Source organism: Knoellia sp. Soil729, from assembly GCF_001427985.1.
GTDB lineage: Bacteria > Actinomycetota > Actinomycetes > Actinomycetales > Dermatophilaceae > Knoellia.
The window spans coordinates 65,451-83,276 of sequence record NZ_LMSA01000003.1 but is presented as its reverse complement, the minus strand read 5'-3'; the positions used below and the strand labels follow the sequence as shown (position 1 = coordinate 83,276).

The following is a 17,826-nucleotide window of genomic DNA, read 5'->3' as shown; positions in this document are numbered from 1 at the left end:
CGTGATGACCTGGCGCGACGGTGACCATCCGGAGGCCGGCGGCGCCGAGGTCTACGTCGAGCGCACCGCACAGCTCCTGACCGCCCGAGGTCATTCGGTCACCATGTTCTCCGCGGCCTTCCCCGGTGCTGCGCCTCACGTTGACCGTGGCGACGTGCGCATCATCCGGCGAGGCGGTCGGCTGACGTGCTACCTGCGGGGCCTCCAGTTCCTTCGCACGATTCGCCGCGACGTGGACGTCGTAATCGACGTCCACAACGGGGTTCCCTTCTGGGCGCCGCTCGTCAGCCCTGCACCCGTGGTGAGTCTGGTGCACCACGTCCACCGAGACCAGTGGCCCATCATCTTCGGTTCGGTCCTCGGCCGTCTGGGCTGGCTCATCGAGTCCCGACTTGCACCGCTTGTGTACCGCAGGTGTCAGTACGTCACCGTGTCGCAGGCCACTCGGGACGACTTGATGGCGCTGGGTGTGGACCGGGACCGCGTCGCCATCACGTATTCGGGCAATGACATCCCCGGAGACCTCGACTCGTACAGCCAGGTGAGTCGCTCGGCACACCCGAGCCTCATGGTTCTCGGGCGGCTCGTGCCGCACAAGCACTTCGAGACCGCGATCGACATCCTCGCCGACCTCGGGTCTCGCTTTCCCCAACTGACCCTCGACGTGGTGGGCGGGGGCTACTGGGATGACGAGCTTCGTGCCCACGCAGTGTTCCGCAAGGTGTCGGACCGGGTTCACTTCCATGGCTTCGTCGACGAGCACACCAAGCGCACCCTGCTCTCGCGTGCTTGGGTCGTGCTCCTCCCGTCCCACAAGGAGGGCTGGGGACTCACCATCGTCGAAGCGGGCCTGCACGGCACCCCGTCCGTCGCCTTCTCCTTCGCCGGTGGTGTCACCGAGTCGATCGTCGACGACGAGACCGGTCTGCTCGCCGACGACGTCAGCCAGATGGCGGTCCATGTCGAACGCCTCCTCGGCGACGCGCCTCTGAGAGAGAAGTACGGCGACAACGCCCGACGCCATGCCCAGTCGTTTTCGTGGGAGAGCACCACCCTTCAGCTCGAAGGGGCACTCAACCGAGCGGTGGAGCACCACCAGCGCTGAGGACTCAGCCGCGCGACGAGCAGCGCGGTCGACTCAGGCGCGTCGGTCGCGACGACCGCGGCGTGCACCCCACAGGTAGGCCCCGGCCTCGAGGGCGCGCAGGCCGAGCATGCCGACCGCATGGCCGGGATCCTGCGCCAGGCGGCGCCAGTTGCGGCGAAAGGACCGTAGAACCGCACGACCCTGCTGACCCACGGCCCCATCGTGGCTCTCGGCGAACGCCGGCAGCGACCGGCCGTAGTAGTACCGCTTCTCCATGACCGTGCGGATCGTCAACTGACCCTCGTCGTGGTCGACGAGCACCGGCGCGAGCTCGATGAGTGCGCCCTCGGCACGCATCCTCAGGCGCAGGTCGGCGTCCTCGGGGCCCGACATCGACAGGGCGAATCCGCCATCACCCATGAGCAGGTCGCGCCGGACCAGTCGGGGGTTGTGGAGGAGCGGGTCGTCGAGGTAGCACTCGCGCTCGAGCGCACGGCACGCGGTCCAGAAGCCGCTGCCGATCGTGCGTTCGGGCAGCGCCACGCCGACGGCCCCGGTGGAGATTGCCGTCTCGAGCGCGCGCATGATCGTCTCGGGCGGCAGGACCATGTCGCTGTCGAGCCACAGCACCCACGTCCCCGTCGCGAGCTCGATGCCGAGGTTGCGCTGCGCGCTGCGCTCCGGACCCCCCGCGACGACCCGGTCAGCAAACCGCTCGGCGATGGCCCAGGTCGCGTCCTCGCTGCCGTTGTCGACGACGACGAGCTCGACGGCGGGGTGCGTTTGCGCACGCACCGACGCCAGGCAGGCCTCAATCGTCCGCTCGTTGTTGCGCGTGGGTACGACGACGCTCACCACCACGTCGCTCTGGGCCTGTGGCACCCGGGGCTCCTTCTGTGCGATCGACCGCGGCTCCCGGGCCAGGTCTCTGCCGGTTGCGCTGTGCCTACCCTGCCGCATCCTCGCTCGGGCGTGGTGGTCGGGCCGCCGCGGCGCGGCCCTGAAGATCGTGGGTGACGGGCGAGTAACCTTTCTCCCTGACCATCCCGGATCGAGGCGCAGTGCGACGTCACCCCCGAGCACGTTCCCTGGGCAAGGCGGCCACTGGCGACGCCCTGCTCGGCCTCGGCATGGGCACGGCCAGCGCGTTGGGATATCTCTTCGTCGTCATCCTCTCGCGCGCCCTCGGACCGGCGGACTTCGGCGGGTTCTCGTCCTTCAACAGCATCGGGCTGGTCCTGGCGATCCCAGCGGGGGCGTTCCAGGTGGTCTTCGCGAGCCGGGTGGCTCGTCGCGGGCCGGCGGCCTTCGACCTGCGACTGCCCCTGCTCGTCGGGGCGGTCGGGTGCCTGGCAACGGTGGTCCTCTCCCCTGCGCTCGCACACATCACTCGAGTGGACTCGGTCCTCGCGCCGATCGTCGTCGGGCTGGGTCTGCCCTCGCTCATCCTCAACGGTGCGCTCATGGGTGGGCTGCTCGGGATGAGGCGCGTCGGCGCGTTGTCCCTCGTCTACCTCGCGACGGGTCTGAGCCGGGTCCTCGCCGCGACGCTGACCTCCGTGCTGGGCCTCGGCCTCACCGGCGCCCTCGTCCTCGTGGCCCTCGCCGGCACCGTCGGGACCGGTCTGCTGTGGTGGCTCTGCCGCGGCGAGGCCCACCTGCCCTGGGCCGCGCCGCGGGGCTCACGCGGCGTCGTCGTCCGGACGCTGTACCGGTCGAACTCCTCGATGGGTGTCCTCATGGCGTTGACGACGGTCGACGTCGTCCTGGCGCGCTACGTGCTCCCGCGGGTGGAGTCGGGCGAGTACGCCCTCGTGTCGACCCTCGGTCGGTCACCGATCTGGGTGACGCAGTTCCTCGCGCTGGCGCTCATCCCGACCTTGGCCACCTCCGGGTCGCGGCGCTCGATCCTGCGTGCCGGAGGCCTGGTGCTCGGTGTCTGCGCCCTCGGGACGGCGGTCGCCGCCGCCGCTCCTGACCTCTGGGTCGGTCTCCTCGGCGGCGACGCCTACCACGCGGCGAGCGACCTCCTCCTCCCGTACCTGGCCCTGGGCACCCTGCTGGCGCTCGCCCAGGTGCTCGTCATGGCCGAGATGGCCCAAGGCCGCCACCTCCTGGCGAAGGTCGCCTGGCTGGCCGTGCTGCTCGAGGTCGTGGTGTGCCTGACCTACGCCCGCGACAACGCGCTCCACGTGCTCGCCACCGCGATTCTGGCCACCAGCCTCGTCGTCGTGGTTGGTGTCGCCGAGCTTCTCCTCGGTCTTCACCGGGAGCCACGGACGATGGGCACCGGCAGCACGGAGGGCACCGGTGGCCCCGGCGGCACCGAGGCGGCGTCCGCGACCTCATCTGACCAGTCCGTCAGTCGCCCCGCCCCCGTCGCGCCGTCACGGCACGGTTCCGACCGGCCGTGAGCGTGCCTGCCTCGACGACCGGGCGCTCCCGACCCGCGGCGATCGTGCTCGCCGGCGGGCTGGGGACCCGCATGGGCAGCTTGGCCACGACCCGTCCCAAGCACCTGCTCGAGGTCGCCGGCGAGCCGTTCATCGTCCACCAGCTGCGCTGGCTGGCCTCCCACGGCATCACCGACGTCGTGCTGGCGACATCCCACCTGGCCGACCAGTTCGAACCGACCCTCGGCGACGGCAGCCGTTGGGGCGTCAGGCTCCGCTACTCCACCGAACCCGAGCCGGCGGGCACCGCTGGTGGGCTGCGGCTCGCCGCCTCGGTGCTCGATTTCCTCCCCGAGTGCGTCGTCGTCGTCAACGGTGACCTTCTCACCGACCACGACCTCACGCGCCAGCTGTCGGTGGGCCGGGACAACTCTGCCCCCGGTGCCGTCATCCACATCCGTGCGGTCCCGGATGCCCGTGCATTCGGTTGCGTCGTCGCCGACGCCTCAGGTCTCGTGTCGGCCTTCATCGAGAAGAGCCCCGACCCACCGAGCCGCGAGGTGAATGCCGGGACCTACGTCCTCACGCGGGAGGTGGTCGAGTCCCTTGCCCGCGGGACCGCGTCGCTCGAGCGGGACGTCATCCCCTCTCTCGTCGCACGGGGACAGGTCCTGGCCTACCGCGAGGAGGCGCTCTGGGAGGACGTCGGAACGCCGGCCGCGCTGGTGCGCGCGTCGGCCGCCCTGGTGCTGCGTTCGGGCCGCGAGGCGCACATCGACCCCCGCGCGTCCGTGGACCCCAGCGCGCGCGTGGCCGGTGGCTCCGCAGTGGGCCGGTCGGCCGAGGTCGGGGCCGGGGCGGTCGTCCTCGGGTCGGTGGTCATGTCAGGCTCGGTGGTCGAGGCGCACGCCGTGGTGGCAGAGAGCGTCGTCGCGCCCGGGATGAGGGTGCCTCGCGGAGGAGTGCTCCGCGGAGGCGTGGCCCCGGGAGCTCAGGCCTAGTTCCCGGTGCTCCTCGGCGTCGGCGTCGGCGCGTCGTCCTCGTCACGCCACGAGCCCACCACGAGCAGGACGAGGGAAGCGACGACGAGCACCGAGGGAGCCGGGTTGGCCAGGACGAGCTGTGGGCTGGCGGCCCCCCAGCGAGCGAGGTTGCCTACGACCCAGGCCACGGGTGCGAGCGCCATCGCAACCCCCGAGGCACGCAGCAGGGTCTTTGGCGGAGGTGTTCGGAGCAGGCACCAGGCCGCCACCGCGAGACCCATGACGAGCCCGGGCAGGGCTGCGAACACCGCGCACGCGACGACGAACAGCAGCCAGCCGCCTCGCGAACGTCGACGATGGGCGGCCGAGACGTGCGTGCGCAGCTCGGACCTGGGCACCCGGAGCGGCGCCTCGGGGCGAGGTGCAGGGGATGCCCCCGAGCCGGACGGGAGCAGGAGCAGACCCGCCGCAACCACCGCGGCGCCGCTGGAGGTCTTCATGGCCACGTCGGAGACAGCCTGCGGGCCGTACTCGATGTCGAAGGTGTGCGGCCCTGGGTCACGGACCCACCAGCCCATGGCATAGCCGTCGACGACGACCGGAGGGCCGAGGCGGGTACCGTCCATCGTCGCGTGCCACCCCGGGTAGATGTTCTGGCCCACGACGAGCAGGTAGGGCTCGTCGGCCTTCTCGGTCGTGACCCGGTAGGACGAGGAGGACCGGCGGTCCACCCTGGTCGCTGGTCCGGCCGAGCCGGGCACCGCGAGCTCACCCCGGGTGTCACGCAGCACGAGCGTGTCGGTCGTCCATCCGGGCTGGCTGCGCAGCTCGTGGGCGCCGCCATCCAGCGAGAGCGGGTCGCAGCCGGCGACGAGACGAGAACCTTCTCCGTTGACACCGCCGATGACCCGCACGCGCACCGGGGCTCCATCGATGGTTCCAAGGCTCACGCATCGCTGCGCCGCAGTCGCCGGGTCGCTCGCGACCCGGGCGCCGTCGACGTCGACCTCGCTCACGATCGGGAAGCCGGTGCCCTCGAACGCCCTGGCCCGCAGGCGCACCGAGGAGGCGCGGGTCTCGGGCAGCGGGATCTCGACCCGTCCGCGGGACACCTGCGCGCTCGTCACCGCTCGCCCGTCGACGATGACGTCGACCGCCGAGATCCACGCGGACGCCTGTGCCGGTTGCTCGATGGCCACACTGTCGAGCGTTCGCGGCTCGTCGAAGGTCGCCTCCAGCCACTCACCCGTGATGCCCCGGCCCGGGGCCCACCCGGTGCCGGGGTCGCCGTCGAAGGCACGCGAGCCACGGACGGTCACGTCACCGAACGCCCGCGACGACGAGGTGACGGTGACGTCCCCGGTGACCCCGTGCAGTGCGTCGATGACGTCATCCGGTGCCGCACGGTCCGGCCGGACGAGGCCGTAGACACGGAAGTCGCGGGCGTCGGGAAGCGTGAAGTCGCGGTCGAGCCGCGTCTCCTCGTCGTCCCCGGCGACGGGCCTGCCGAGCACCCGGGTGAGGACGACGTCAGTCGGTGTCGCCGTGAGCCGGTCCCGTGCCGCACCCCTGAGGTCCTGCGCAGCCGCGGCCGTCGCCACGGGCAGACGTGCCACCCGACGGACCTGGAGGCCGGGGACGGCGACCTCGGCGAGCGACACCGGGTTGTCGCCCTCGCCCGCCACAGCCACCACGGTGACGGTGAGGCGTCCGGCCGTCCGTCCCGGGAAGCCGGCCGAGACGCGCCCGTCGGAGGGAACGTCCACCTCGCTCGCGGCGTCATCAGCCTGGATACGGATCCGGGTGATCCGCTGCCCCGCCGTCGGTGGGACATCGAGGTCGATGCGGTCGACGCTGATCGGCCGCGCCAGCTGGACGGAGACCGACTGCCCGCGGGCACGCCCGAAGTCACCGAAGGTCCAGGCTGTGGTGGGATCGCCGTCGAACGCGTTCTCGGCGGTCGTCGCCGGGTTGACGCCGAAGCGGGGTCCTTCGAGGCTTGCCGAGACCTCGCCACCGACGACCCGGAGCACTGTCTGGTCGGACGGGCCCTCGAGTGCGATCGTGGGCCCCGGGTCCTCGTCGGCCCCCAAGAGGGGACCGTAGGCCCCCGTGAGCCTGTTGGGTACGACCTGCCGCCGGCGGTTCGTGTCCGTGAGGACGAGGCGGGACGTGGGTCCCAGCGCCTGGGCGAGCGCGGACCGCGTCGTGGCGCCGGTGAGCAGGAACGGCGGCTGGGCCGGCAGCAGACCAACCAGCACCAAGGGGGCCAGCGCCCAACCGTCCCCATCGACGAGGACCAGACCCTTCGTGCTCTCGGTGCGCACGAGGTCGCGCGCGTCGCGCACCTCGTAGCGCTGCAGTGGCGGCAGCTGCAGCTCGAGCTCGGGTTGGGCCGGCGTGCGGACGAGATCCTGCCCAGGCGACCCATTGGCCCCGCGGAAGAGCAGTCCGGGGTCCGAGCCGACGCGGGTGGCCACCTCGATCGGCCGGGCTCCACCGTCCTTGTCCCACCGGACGTCGTTGCGGACTAGCACGTCACCGACACCGAGGTAGCGGGCGGCAGCGGAGAGCGCGTCGCTCGGCAGCGACCCCTCCTGTAGCCCTGTGTCGACGGCTGCCAGCAGGCTGGCGCCGTACGGCGACGACTCGGGCAGGGTGATCCGGACGAAGGAGGGACGGGCCAGCAGCGCGTTGTTGAGGTCGTCGGGCCGGTCCTCGCTCCACGTGTACTGGGGCTGCGCAACACCGGGGACGAACCACACCCTGCGGTCCATGGGTCCCTTGTCCAGCGCACGCGTCGCGTCGTACCAGTGGTCCGGCACGGGCAGGGGGAGGCTGTAGAGGCCACCGGACCAGGCCGGCCACGTGGCGAGCACGACGCAGCCCGCCGCGACCGGCGCGATGACCAGCCGCGGTACGACCCGGCGGGCACGGCCAAGCAGCGCCGGAGCAGCCAGCCCGACCAGCAGGGCGACGCCGAGCACGAGGACCGCACCCACCTTGTTGGTCGTGCGGAATGCCGCGGCGCCCGGAACGTGCTCGAAGGACCAGAGCAGGAGGTGGCCGAAGGGAGAAGGGGCGTCTGCCGGGTGGACACCGACCATGAGCACAGCGGCGGGTACCACGAGGAACAGGGCGAGACGTCGCGCCGAGCCACGCACCACTTGGGCGGACGCGACGAGGAGCACCGGGACAAGGAAGCTCGCGGCCACGATGAGCGGGTTCGTCAGGTAGGGGACGAAGCCGGGCTGCCATGGCCCGTCGACGTCCCTCCCGTACAACGGCCAGAGGCCCATGCCGCGCAGAACCTCGGCGAAGGACGAGGGCGCCGCGATACCCTCCAGCGACTCGCTGAACTGAGTCACGTGGCTCCCCGCGCCGAGGGCGGCCAGCGAGGGTACGAGCCAGTAGGCCGAGAGCAGACCGGCGAGCAGTCCCCACTTGGCCGTCGCTACCACCACCGCTCGCCAGCTCGCTCCCAGACCGCTGTGGGCGTACCAGAGCAGTGCCGGCAGGCACAGGAGCTGGATGATCGGAATGACCGCGACGTTCATGCCGCTCATGGCGGCGAAGGCGAGGGCCGCCGCGGCCGGGTCGCGCCAGCCTCCGCGCACGGTGGCTCGGAGCAGGAACAGCGCCATCCAAGGCAGCATCGCTGCCGGGAGCACAATGGCGAGGAAGTCACCCGCCGTGACCATGTACGGGTTCGCGACGTAGATCACCGCGGCGACCACCGCACCGACCCGCCCGGCCCGAGATCCCGCCACGAGCATATAGAGGCGGCTCGCGCCCCACCCGCCGAGCAGCAGCAGGACCCAGCGCAGCAGGCGCATCGACAGATCGGCCCCGATGCCGAGCTCCTGGATGGCCCCCACGAGCCAGGCGACGGGAAACAGTCCCACGTTGAAGTTGGGCTCCCCGAGCTTGGGGCTCTCGCGCCACGCCCGGCTCAGCGCCTCGGCCTCGCGCCACGGCGCCATGTAGATTTCGGGCTTGATGTCCGGTGCGAGCACACCGACTCCGTTGAGCAGAAGGACGAGCAGCAGGATGGTTGCGAGCACCACGGGCACGCCGGCTCGCCTCAGCACAATGCACCCTTCCCCGCCGGTTCGTGACGCATCATTGTGCCTCACGGGGCGGCACCCGCCAGGACGCCCGCTGGTCGACGGGACATGTCACCGACGACGCAGCGCGGGGCGGTCCTTGACGGACCACCCCAAGGCGTCGAAGCCGGTCGCCCGATGACCCGAAACGCGCGTGGCCCCGTCACCGAGACCTCTGACCGGGGCGCGCAACTGGGATATCGGCCGGCGCTCGACGGTCTTCGAGCCGTTGCCGTCGTCGCCGTGATGCTCTACCACGGCGGCGTCGGCTGGGCAGCTGGTGGCTTCCTCGGGGTGGACGTCTTCTTCGTCCTGTCCGGCTTCCTCATCACCTCGCTGCTCGCCCAGGAGTGGAGGCGGCACGGCCGGATCAACCTTCGCGCCTTCTGGCTGCGCCGGGCCCGCCGGCTGCTGCCGGCAATGCTCGTCGTGCTGTTGGCGGTGGCCGGCTACTCGTTCGCCACGGACCAGCAGTCAGCCCAGCTGCGAGGTGACTCGCTGGCCACGCTCGGATACGTCTCCAACTGGTGGTTCATGGTGAGCGGGCAGTCCTACTTCGCCCAGTTCGTCGAGCCCTCTCCGCTGCGCCACACGTGGTCCCTCGCCATCGAGGAGCAGTACTACATCGTCTTTCCTCTGCTCCTCGTCGTGCTGCTGGGTCGAATGCGGCTGCGACTCACAGGAGTGCGGGCCCTCCTCATCGCCGGTACGCTCGCCTCTGCGGCACTCATGGCGTTCCTGTACCAGCCGTTCACCGACCCCTCACGCGTGTACTACGGCAGTGACACGCGCATGCAGGCCCTTCTGTTGGGGGGTGTCCTGGCGTTGTCCCCCTCGTTGGTCGCGGCAGCGCGGCCGGTCTACACCCGTCTCCACGGACGTCTGGTGCCGTTGCCCGGTGCGACCGTGGTCGGGTGGCTGGCCTTCGTGGGTCTGCTGCTCATGTTCACCGCTGCCCGCGAGCTGGCTCCATGGATGTACCGCGGGGGCTTCCTTCTCGCCGCCCTGCTTTCGGCGGCCCTCATCGCGTCCGTGTCACAGGTACCTCGCTCGAGTCTGGCGCGGCTGCTGTCGCTCCGCCCCGTCGTCGCCACCGGGGTGATGTCCTACGGCCTGTACCTGTGGCACTGGCCCGTCTACGTCATCGTGGGTCACGGCCGCACGGGTCTCGACGGCCCGCTGCTCCTCGCGGTCCGGATGGGTATCACCGCGCTCCTGGCCTACGCCTCGTTCAGGCTCGTCGAGGAGCCCCTCCGCAAGCAGCGACTGCAGCGTCGTTTCACACCCACCCAGTGGGCGAGGGTTGTATCTGTCTCCCTGGTGGGCGTCCTGTCGGTGATGCTCTTCGCGACCGCCTCCGCGCAGGCACCTGCGCTGGCGCCGACCACCACCTTGGCGGGGCGGCCCGCCCCCGTCCCCGACGCCCAGGGCCGGCTCGTCAAGGCATTCCTGCTCGGCGACTCGCAGTCCTACGGGATGCGCAACTACTACGGCAACAGGATCGACGGCCTCGCCGTCAACGGCAGCACCCAGCTCGGCTGCGGCACGCTGCTGGCCGAGCGTCACCTCGACGGCCAGACCTTCCCCAACCTGCCGGCCTGTGCCGAGTGGGAGCCACGCTGGACCCAGGAGGTCGCCCGGGAGAAGCCGGACATCGTGGTCCTCATGCTCGGGCTCGGCGAGCTGTACGACCGACGCGTCGACGGCCGCGTCGTGAAGTTCGGCACTCCGCAGTATCGCGACTGGCTCTACCGCGAGGTCGACCGCCGACGTGAGCTGGTCAAGGGTCACGCGGGCAGGTTCGCCCTGACGACGGCCCTGTGCATGAAGATCAGTGCCGACGCCGCGAACCCGACGACCGCAGTGGCCAACGACCCCGACCGGCTCGCGTGGCTCAACGAGACGATCCGGGCCTATGGCTCAACCCATCCCGACGTCCCGATCCTCGATCTGCACGCCACGGTGTGCTCGAACGGCTTCACCGAGGAGGAGAACGGCATACGGCTGCGCGACGACGGGCTGCACCTCAGCGAACTAGGCGCCGCCCTGGTGTGGGACCGCATCGGCCCGGCGATGATCCAGGCCGGCAAGTAGTCAGTCCTCGCGGCCGGCGTCAGCGGCGACGGGCTCCCTGCCGATGAGCGCCTCCGTACGCCGGTTGACGCCGAAGGCATAGATCGCACCGCCCAACACGACGAGGGCGGCGACAGCGAGAGCGCCCGCCTGCCACTGGCGGATCTGGTTGATCTGGCCGCATGCTGCTGTCCCCAGCTCATCGGTCGGTGGACTGGCACCGGTGCCACACATGATCGGGAACCCGTCACTGGGGTACAGCTGGATCGGTGACCACAGGAGGTAGGCCGCAGCGAGGAGCAGGAGCAGGGCGAGCGTCGCTGCGACCTTGGCGCCCACGGACAGGGTCACGACGGAACGTGTGCCCTCTTCGGGTTCAGACATGATCCTCCGCAGGTCGGTGGGCGCCTGCGGACGGTGGACGGCTGTCCTTCCTGCGTGGCGGCTGGAAGTCCGGAAGCCGTTGAGCGGACTCCGCCACGACGAGGAGGTCGGAGGCGATCGACGGGAACCTAGCACAGAGGCGGTCGACCCGATCGACGGGAAAAGGGAACTCCCCCGGCATACCCGAGGTCCGCAGGACAGCGAAACCGGTGCGTTCCAAGATCTCCCGCAGCGCGCGGTGCGAGAACACCTTGAGGTGTCCCTGGACCTGGTTGCCCTGACCCAGCACGCGCCACCGTCGCCCGAGGTGCACCTCGCTCGACGTCTCGGTGAACAGCGGCTGGATGCCCAGCGGAACGAGGACCCGGTTGGCCCAGCCGACGATGTTGGGAGTGGACAGCACGAGCCGTCCGGACGGCGCCAGCAGGCGTCGGATCTCGGACAGCAGGCGGTCGGGGTGCGGGACGTGCTCGATGATCTCGCCGGCGATGACGACGTCGAAGGAGTCGTCGGCGAAGGGCAGCCGGCTCGCGATGTCACCCGTCACGCCGTGCCACCGCGCGCCGCCCGGTGGGGGCACGACGTCCATCCCCACGAGGACTGACTCCGCGGGCAGGCGCGAGGCGAGGGCTTCCAGCAGGACGCCCTCACCGCACCCGAGGTCCAGGGTCCGTGCGGGGCGACGTGCCACGACCTCGTCGGCGATCGCGGAGAGCCGTCGGTCGAGCGAGCCGACCCACGTGACGTTCTCGCGGTAGTAGTCGGAGACGCTGGTCATCGGGTGCCGGGGAGTGCGGCCGAGCGCGCTGCGTGGGGTGGCATTGGGGCAGTATGGCAGAGCCGAGGGCCGCTACTCGATGAGCAGGATGCCCCCAGGGAGGCGGCGCAGCGTTCTCACATCCGGTCACCGTCCTCAGGTCCGAGGTCGACGCCAGGACCGGCTGCGGCGCCCAGTACGACCCCCACGACGACGGCGAGCAGCAGCCCGTAGGCCGGTCGTTGATCGGAAGGTACGAGGTCCCACGTCGCGACGGTCGTGACGATGAGGAGCACAAGCCAGACGATCCCACCGCTCATCGGCGCCGTCCCCGCTGCGGGTGGTCGACGCCACGCGATGGCGAGGGTGACGGCGACAAAGCCGAAGACCGCAGAGGTGAGCAGCAGGGCCGGTCCGAACGCGTGGTCGTGGTCATAGCGCCACAGCGACGCCACGAGGCTGACGACGAGCGTCAGGACGCCGATCCCGGCGTTGACCAGTCGCGTGACCGTCATGGTCGCTCCGTCCTTCGGACGGCGTCGGCGGCTCACAAGTCACCGAGGCCGTGCTCTCCAGACTACGACCGTGCAGCCGGTCCCGAAGGCCGAACGGCGATCCCGCGCGGGGAGCGTGCTCAGTGTGCCGCGTCGTGCCAGCTCCGGCCGAGCCCGACGCTGACATCGAGCGGGACGTCCAGCTCGATCGCGCGGCCCATCTCGGTGCGCACCAGCGCCTCGACGTCCTCGCGCTCCCCCGGCGCCACCTCGAGCACGAGCTCGTCGTGGACCTGGAGCAGCATGCGTGACTTCGCACCGGACTCACGCAGGCCCGAGTCGACGCCCTTCATCGCGAGCTTGATGATGTCGGCGGCAGAGCCCTGGATGGGTGCGTTGAGCGCCATCCGCTCGGCCCCCTCGCGACGCTGGCGGTTGTCGCTCAACAGGTCGGGCAGGTAGCGGCGGCGCCCGAGCATCGTCGCGGTGTAGCCGGTCGCGCGCGCCTCGGCCACGATCTCGCGCAGGTAGTCGCGCACTCCGCCGAAGCGGGCGAAGTACTCGTTCATGAGCCCCTGCGCCTCCCCCGTCGAGATCGACAGCTGCTTGGACAGCCCGAACGCGGACAGGCCGTAGGCCAGGCCGTAGCTCATCGCCTTGACCTTGCTGCGCATCTCGGCGGTGACGTCCTCGGGCTCGACCCCGAAGACGCGCGCGCCGACGAACCGGTGGAGGTCCTCGCCGGTGCGAAACGCCTCGATGAGGCCCTCGTCACCGGACAGGTGGGCCATGATCCGCATCTCGATCTGGCTGTAGTCGGCCGACATCAGCGACTCGAACCCGTCCCCCACGACGAAGACGTCGCGGATGCGGCGACCCTCCTCTGTGCGGATCGGCACGTTCTGCAGGTTCGGGTCCGTCGAGGACAACCGGCCCGTCGCGGCGATCGTCTGGATATAGGTCGTGTGGATCCGCTGGTCCTCCGCGACCGCCTTGATCAGGCCCTCGACCGTGACCCGTAGGCGCATCGCGTCGCGGTGGCGCAGCATCGCCTCGAGGAACGGGTGCTCGGTCTTGGCATAGAGGTCGGTGAGGGCGTCGGCGTCGGTCGTGTAGCCGGTCTTGGTGCGGCGCGTCTTGGGCAGGCCGAGCGTCTCGAACAGGACCGTCTGGAGCTGCTTGGGTGAGCCGAGGTTGATCGTCTCGCCACCGATGGCGTCGTAGGCGTCCTGCTTGGCCTCGCGCACCTTGGCGTCGAAGTCGGCCTCGAGCGCGCTCAGGCCCTCGGTGTCGACGGCGATCCCGGTGCGCTCCATCGTGCCGAGGATGTCGACCAGCGGCAGCTCGATGTCGCGCAGCAGCTCGGTGCCGCCGGTGGTCTCGAGCTGCTCGCCGAGCGGCACGGACAGGTCGAGGACCGCCCGCGCACGCACCATGGCGTCCTGCCCGACCATGTCCTCGGTGCCGATGGCGAGCATGCCCTGACCACCAGGGTGCTCCTCGGCCTTGAGCTCGCGACCGAGGTGACGGACGACGAGGTCGGCGAGGTCGAAGCTGCGCTGGTCGGGTTTGACGAGATAGGCCGCCAGGGCGGTGTCGACCGTGACCCCGCGCAACGGCATACCCCTCGCCTGCAAAGCATGCATCGGGCCCTTGGCGTCGTGGAGGATCTTGGGACGCGTCTCGTCGGCGAGCCAGTCGGCGAGCGCGCGCTCACCCTCTTCGTCGAGCTCGACGACATCGATGTATGCCGCCGCGTCACCTGTCGTGGCCAGCGCCACGGCGCTGACGTCACCGGTGCCACGACCCCAGGTCCCGACGACGTGCACGCCGGTCGGGTCGGTCGTCGCGTGCTTGTCGAGCCATGGCCCGACCTCGGCGGACGACAGGACCGAGCCGTCGAGCTCGAACCCTCCCTCGGCCTCGTCGGGGGCGGCCTGGAAGGTCTCGAACAGGCGCTCACGCAGAACCCTGAACTCGAGGCCGTCGAAGACCCGGTGGACCTCCTCGCGGTCCCAGGTCGCGCGCTCGAGGTCGGCGATCGTCACCGGCAGCGTGAGGTCGCGCACGAGCTGGTTGAGCCGGCGGTTGCGCAGGACGTCGTTGAGGTGCTCACGCAGCGACTCCCCCGCCTTGCCCTTGATCTCGTCGGCGTGCGCGACGACGCCCTGGAGGTCGCCGTAGAGGCCGAGCCACTTGGCGGCCGTCTTGGGCCCGACCCCGGGCACACCCGGCAGGTTGTCGCTCGTCTCGCCGACGAGCGCGGCCAGGTCGCTGTAGCGCTCGGGCGCCACGAGGTACTTGTCCTCGATCGCCTTGGGGTCCAGGCGCCAGACGTCGGAGACGCCACGCACCGGGTAGATCATGGACACCTTGTCGGTCACCAGCTGGAACGCGTCACGGTCGCCGGTGCAGATGACGACATCCATGCCCTCGGCCTCGGCCATCGACGTCAGCGTCGCGATGACGTCGTCGGCCTCGAAACCATCCACCTGGACGTGCTTGATGCGCAGCGCGTCGAGCACCTCTCGCACCAGCGCCACCTGCCCCTGGAACTCGCTCGGAGTCGCCGAGCGGGTGGCCTTGTAGTCGGAGTACTCCTCCGAGCGGAACGTCTGCCGCGAGACGTCGAACGCGACCGCGACATGGGTGGGCGCCTCGTCCCGCAGGACGTTGATGAGCATCGACGTGAACCCGTAGACCCCGTTGGTGTGCTGACCGGTGCTCGTCGAGAAGTTCTCCACCGGGAGGGCGAAGAAGGCGCGATAGGCAAGGGAATGACCGTCGAGGAGAAGGAGGCGACTCACGCATGGCAGCCTATGGCCAGCCCCCGACACCAGTGAAGGCGACCAAGACATGACCACCGACGCACCGCAGGACCTCATGCCCTTCGTGGCGCAGATGACGGCCCTCAACCCCCACTCCCTGCTCCAGCGCATGGGTATCGAGATCACCGAGGCCACACCGGAGCGCCTCGTCGCGACGATGCCGGTCGAGGGCAACACCCAGCCCTACGGCCTGCTCCACGGCGGCGCCTCGGTGGTGCTCGCCGAGACGCTGGGCTCGGTCGGCTCGGCCATCCACGCCGGACCGGAGCGCATCGTCGTCGGCACCGACATCAACGCGACCCACCACCGCGCCGCCCGCTCCGGGGTGGTGACCGGCGTGGCCACGCCCATCTCCCTGGGGAAGACGTTGTGCTCATGGGAGGTCGTCGTCTCCGACGACCGGGGCAAGCGCGTGTGCACGTCGCGCATCACCTGCCTGGTGCGCGAGGCTCCGCCGGGCAGCTGAGCGCACCCGCGTCCAGCCGGTCAGTGCGCCAGCCCGCCGCGCCGGCCCCCCGCTCAGCTGACGCGCGAGGCGACCGAGCGCAGTGACCGGCGACGGCGGATGAGGTGCTCGACAGCGGCCTGGCCGGCGTGCCCGACATGGCTCACGTGGCCCGCGGGGGCGAGGCGTCGACGCAGCTGTGACGTCCCCACGACACGTCGTACGAGGACGGACGAGAACCCCAGCCGGGCAAAGAAGCGGTGCGCCTCACGGCTCTGGGTCGGCACGTTGCTGACCACGACCTCGGACCCGGCCTTCTCGGCCAGGGTCGCGACGGCGGCCAGGAGCGCTCGGGCGACCCCATGACGTCGCGATGCCGGGTCGACGAAGAGGAGCTCGATGGCGATCTCGGGCTCGGGCTGCAGGCCGAACGGGTTCTCGGTCGTCACGATGTAGCCCACCGGCCGGCCGTCGATGCGCGCCACATGGGCGTAGACGTCGGGTCGGCCCAGCGCCAGCTGCAGCCGTCCGTCGTTCGCGAAGCGCGTGGCCACCTCGAGCGGCACGCCGGCATCGATCTTCGATGCCAGCCACAGCCCGACGAACTCGCTCAGCTCGTCCCTGGGGACGGCTTCGACCTCGACCATGCTGCGCGCCACGGGCGGCCTCCTGAACCTCACAGCCCCCTGCGCGGTTGACATCCCGACCCTACGGGTCAGAACGGCTCCACGGTAGCCCTTCGCAAAGTTCGTTGTGAGGTCGCCGTTAGAGTCGCGCCGTGGATCTCTCCCTGCCCGGTCTCGGGACCGTCATCAACGTCATCACCGTCACGGTGGGCGCGCTGCTCGGCATGGCTGTGGGACACCGCTTCCCGGACCGCACGCGCTCCGTGGTCACCGACTGCCTCGGGCTCACGACGCTGCTCATGGCCGGGCTCTCCGCCGTGAGCGTCACCGACCGCGTGCTCTCCGACGCGACCGGCCGCGGGGCACCCGTGCTCATCGTCCTCGGCTCGCTGCTCATCGGCTCGATCGCGGGCTCGCTCCTGCGCATCGGCGACCGGCTCGAGTCGCTCGCCGGTCGCATCGAGTCATGGTTCGCGCGACGTTCTCCCGCCCTCGCCGACAGCGACGACACCGGGGGCGCCGCAGGCGCCGACGCCGACGCGGTGGCCCGGGGCACGACGGCCCGTGAGAAGTTCATCGAGGGCTGGCTCGGCGCGTCGCTGCTCTTCTGCGTCGGTCCGCTGACGATCCTGGGCTCACTCTCGGACGGCCTCGGCCGCGGCATCGACCAGCTGCTGCTCAAGTCCGTGCTCGATGGCTTCGCGGCCCTTGCCTTCGCGTCGAGCTTCGGCGTCGGCGTCCTGCTCTCGGCCGTGTCGGTCGCCGTCGTCCAGGGCGCCCTGACCCTGGTCGGCGTCCTGCTCGGCTCGGTCCTGCCCGAGGCGCACATCCTCGCGCTCACTGCCACGGGCGGGTTGATGCTCGCGGGCATCGGCCTGCGCCTGCTGCGCATCAAGGACGTCCCCGTGGCCGACATGCTGCCGGCCCTGGTGGTTGCGCCACTGCTCACGCAGCTCGTCATCGTCCTGCGGTGAGGAACCCCGGTATGCCGGCCGGCCGGCATACCGGATCGGTGGTCTAGGCCTTCTCCATCCCGGCGACCACGGCGTCGGAAACCTCTTTCATGCCCATGCGGCGGTCCATCGCGGTCTTCTGGATCCAGCGAAAGGCCTCGGACTCGGTGATCTTGAGCTTGGTCATGAGCACGCCCTTGGCGCGGTCGACCGACTTGCGGGTCTCGAGCCGCTCACCGAGGTCGGCGACCTCGGACTCGAGGGTCTTGAGCTCACCCCAGCGCGAGAGCGCGATGTTGATGGCGGGCACGACGTCGGTCGCCGTGAACGGCTTGACGATGTAGGCCATGACGCCGGCGTCACGCGCCCGCTCGACGAGCTCGGTCTGGCTGAAGGCCGTCAGCATGACGACCGGGCACAGCCGCTCCTTGCCGATCTGCTCGGCCGCGGAGATCCCGTCGAGGACGGGCATCTTCACGTCCATGATGACGAGGTCGGGACGCATCGAGGTGGCCATCTCGACCGCCTGCTCGCCATTGCTCGCCTGGCCCACGACCTCGTAGCCGGCCTCCCCGAGCATCTCGGCCAGGTCGAGCCTGATGATGGCCTCGTCCTCGGCGACGAGGATCCGCTTGGCGACGGGAGCGTCGGTCGGCGCAGGGGTTTCGGGGGTCGCAGTGCTCACGGGGTCAGCCTA

14 protein-coding genes are annotated in these 17,826 nt (G+C 70.5%); 6 read left to right on the top strand and 8 right to left on the bottom strand.

Going from position 1 to position 17,826, the window contains the following annotated elements:
* The first annotated feature begins 4 nt into the window (after positions 1–4).
* A complete protein-coding gene (locus ASG74_RS12130) occupies positions 5–1,105 on the top strand; it encodes a glycosyltransferase family 4 protein (RefSeq protein WP_056143772.1) in 1,101 nt (366 codons plus the stop codon).
* Between the two features lie 33 nt (positions 1,106–1,138).
* Here the strand turns inward: ASG74_RS12130 and ASG74_RS12125 are convergent, their stop codons facing one another.
* Entirely contained in the window at positions 1,139–1,969 is an 831-nt protein-coding gene (locus ASG74_RS12125) for a glycosyltransferase family 2 protein (protein ID WP_235498931.1), read from the bottom strand.
* Positions 1,970–2,148: 179 nt separating this feature from the next.
* On the opposite strand from ASG74_RS12125, the gene ASG74_RS12120 reads away from it, so the two are divergent.
* Complete coding sequence (locus tag ASG74_RS12120; protein ID WP_056143769.1) at positions 2,149–3,501, top strand: lipopolysaccharide biosynthesis protein; 1,353 nt, start codon at positions 2,149–2,151, stop codon at positions 3,499–3,501.
* On the top strand, positions 3,498–4,481 hold the full coding sequence (locus ASG74_RS12115; RefSeq protein ID WP_056143766.1) for a sugar phosphate nucleotidyltransferase: 984 nt from the start codon (positions 3,498–3,500) through the stop codon (positions 4,479–4,481). The genes ASG74_RS12120 and ASG74_RS12115 overlap by 4 nt, the downstream gene beginning before the upstream one ends.
* On the opposite strand, the gene ASG74_RS12110 is transcribed toward ASG74_RS12115, so the two are convergent.
* A complete protein-coding gene (locus ASG74_RS12110; RefSeq protein ID WP_162252802.1) occupies positions 4,478–8,536 on the bottom strand; it encodes an alpha-(1->3)-arabinofuranosyltransferase domain-containing protein in 4,059 nt (1,352 codons plus the stop codon). The two genes, ASG74_RS12115 and ASG74_RS12110, sit on opposite strands and share 4 nt — an antisense overlap.
* 171 nt (positions 8,537–8,707) lie before the next feature.
* Here ASG74_RS12110 and ASG74_RS12105 point away from each other — a divergent pair, with 171 nt between their 5' ends.
* Complete coding sequence (locus tag ASG74_RS12105; RefSeq protein WP_162252801.1) at positions 8,708–10,663, top strand: acyltransferase family protein; 1,956 nt, start codon at positions 8,708–8,710, stop codon at positions 10,661–10,663.
* Here the strand turns inward: ASG74_RS12105 and ASG74_RS12100 are convergent, their stop codons facing one another.
* The 4 genes from ASG74_RS12100 to polA form a co-directional block, all read right to left on the bottom strand.
* Positions 10,664–11,026 (bottom strand): hypothetical protein, encoded by a 363-nt coding sequence (locus ASG74_RS12100; protein ID WP_156465392.1) that lies wholly within the window; start codon positions 11,024–11,026, stop codon positions 10,664–10,666.
* Positions 11,019–11,804, bottom strand: coding sequence for a class I SAM-dependent methyltransferase (locus ASG74_RS12095; RefSeq protein ID WP_056143754.1), 786 nt, complete (start codon positions 11,802–11,804; stop codon positions 11,019–11,021). Before ASG74_RS12095 ends, ASG74_RS12100 begins: the two co-directional genes overlap by 8 nt.
* A gap of 116 nt (positions 11,805–11,920) precedes the next feature.
* Positions 11,921–12,298: a hypothetical protein gene (locus tag ASG74_RS12090; protein ID WP_056143751.1), complete on the bottom strand. Its 378-nt coding sequence runs from the start codon at positions 12,296–12,298 to the stop codon at positions 11,921–11,923.
* Positions 12,299–12,417: 119 nt separating this feature from the next.
* Positions 12,418–15,084 carry a DNA polymerase I gene (polA, locus tag ASG74_RS12085; protein WP_056143748.1) on the bottom strand — a complete coding sequence of 889 codons (2,667 nt, stop codon included), beginning with the start codon at positions 15,082–15,084 and terminating at the stop codon, positions 12,418–12,420.
* A 49-nt stretch (positions 15,085–15,133) separates the two neighbouring features.
* Between polA and ASG74_RS12080 the strand changes: the two genes are divergently transcribed.
* Complete coding sequence (locus ASG74_RS12080; RefSeq protein ID WP_082569718.1) at positions 15,134–15,571, top strand: hotdog fold thioesterase; 438 nt, start codon at positions 15,134–15,136, stop codon at positions 15,569–15,571.
* Between the two features lie 53 nt (positions 15,572–15,624).
* Here ASG74_RS12080 and ASG74_RS12075 read toward each other — a convergent pair whose 3' ends face one another.
* The gene (locus ASG74_RS12075; RefSeq protein WP_056143745.1) at positions 15,625–16,209 is read right to left on the bottom strand and encodes a GNAT family N-acetyltransferase; all 585 of its coding nucleotides are present in this window, start codon (positions 16,207–16,209) and stop codon (positions 15,625–15,627) included.
* A 119-nt stretch (positions 16,210–16,328) separates the two neighbouring features.
* Between ASG74_RS12075 and ASG74_RS12070 the strand changes: the two genes are divergently transcribed.
* Positions 16,329–17,150, top strand: a complete 822-nt coding sequence (locus tag ASG74_RS12070; protein WP_200942601.1) for a DUF554 domain-containing protein — start codon at positions 16,329–16,331, stop codon at positions 17,148–17,150.
* 43 nt (positions 17,151–17,193) lie between these two features.
* Here the strand turns inward: ASG74_RS12070 and ASG74_RS12065 are convergent, their stop codons facing one another.
* Positions 17,194–17,814 (bottom strand): ANTAR domain-containing response regulator, encoded by a 621-nt coding sequence (locus tag ASG74_RS12065; protein WP_056143742.1) that lies wholly within the window; start codon positions 17,812–17,814, stop codon positions 17,194–17,196.
* Between the last annotated feature and the right edge of the window lie 12 nt (positions 17,815–17,826).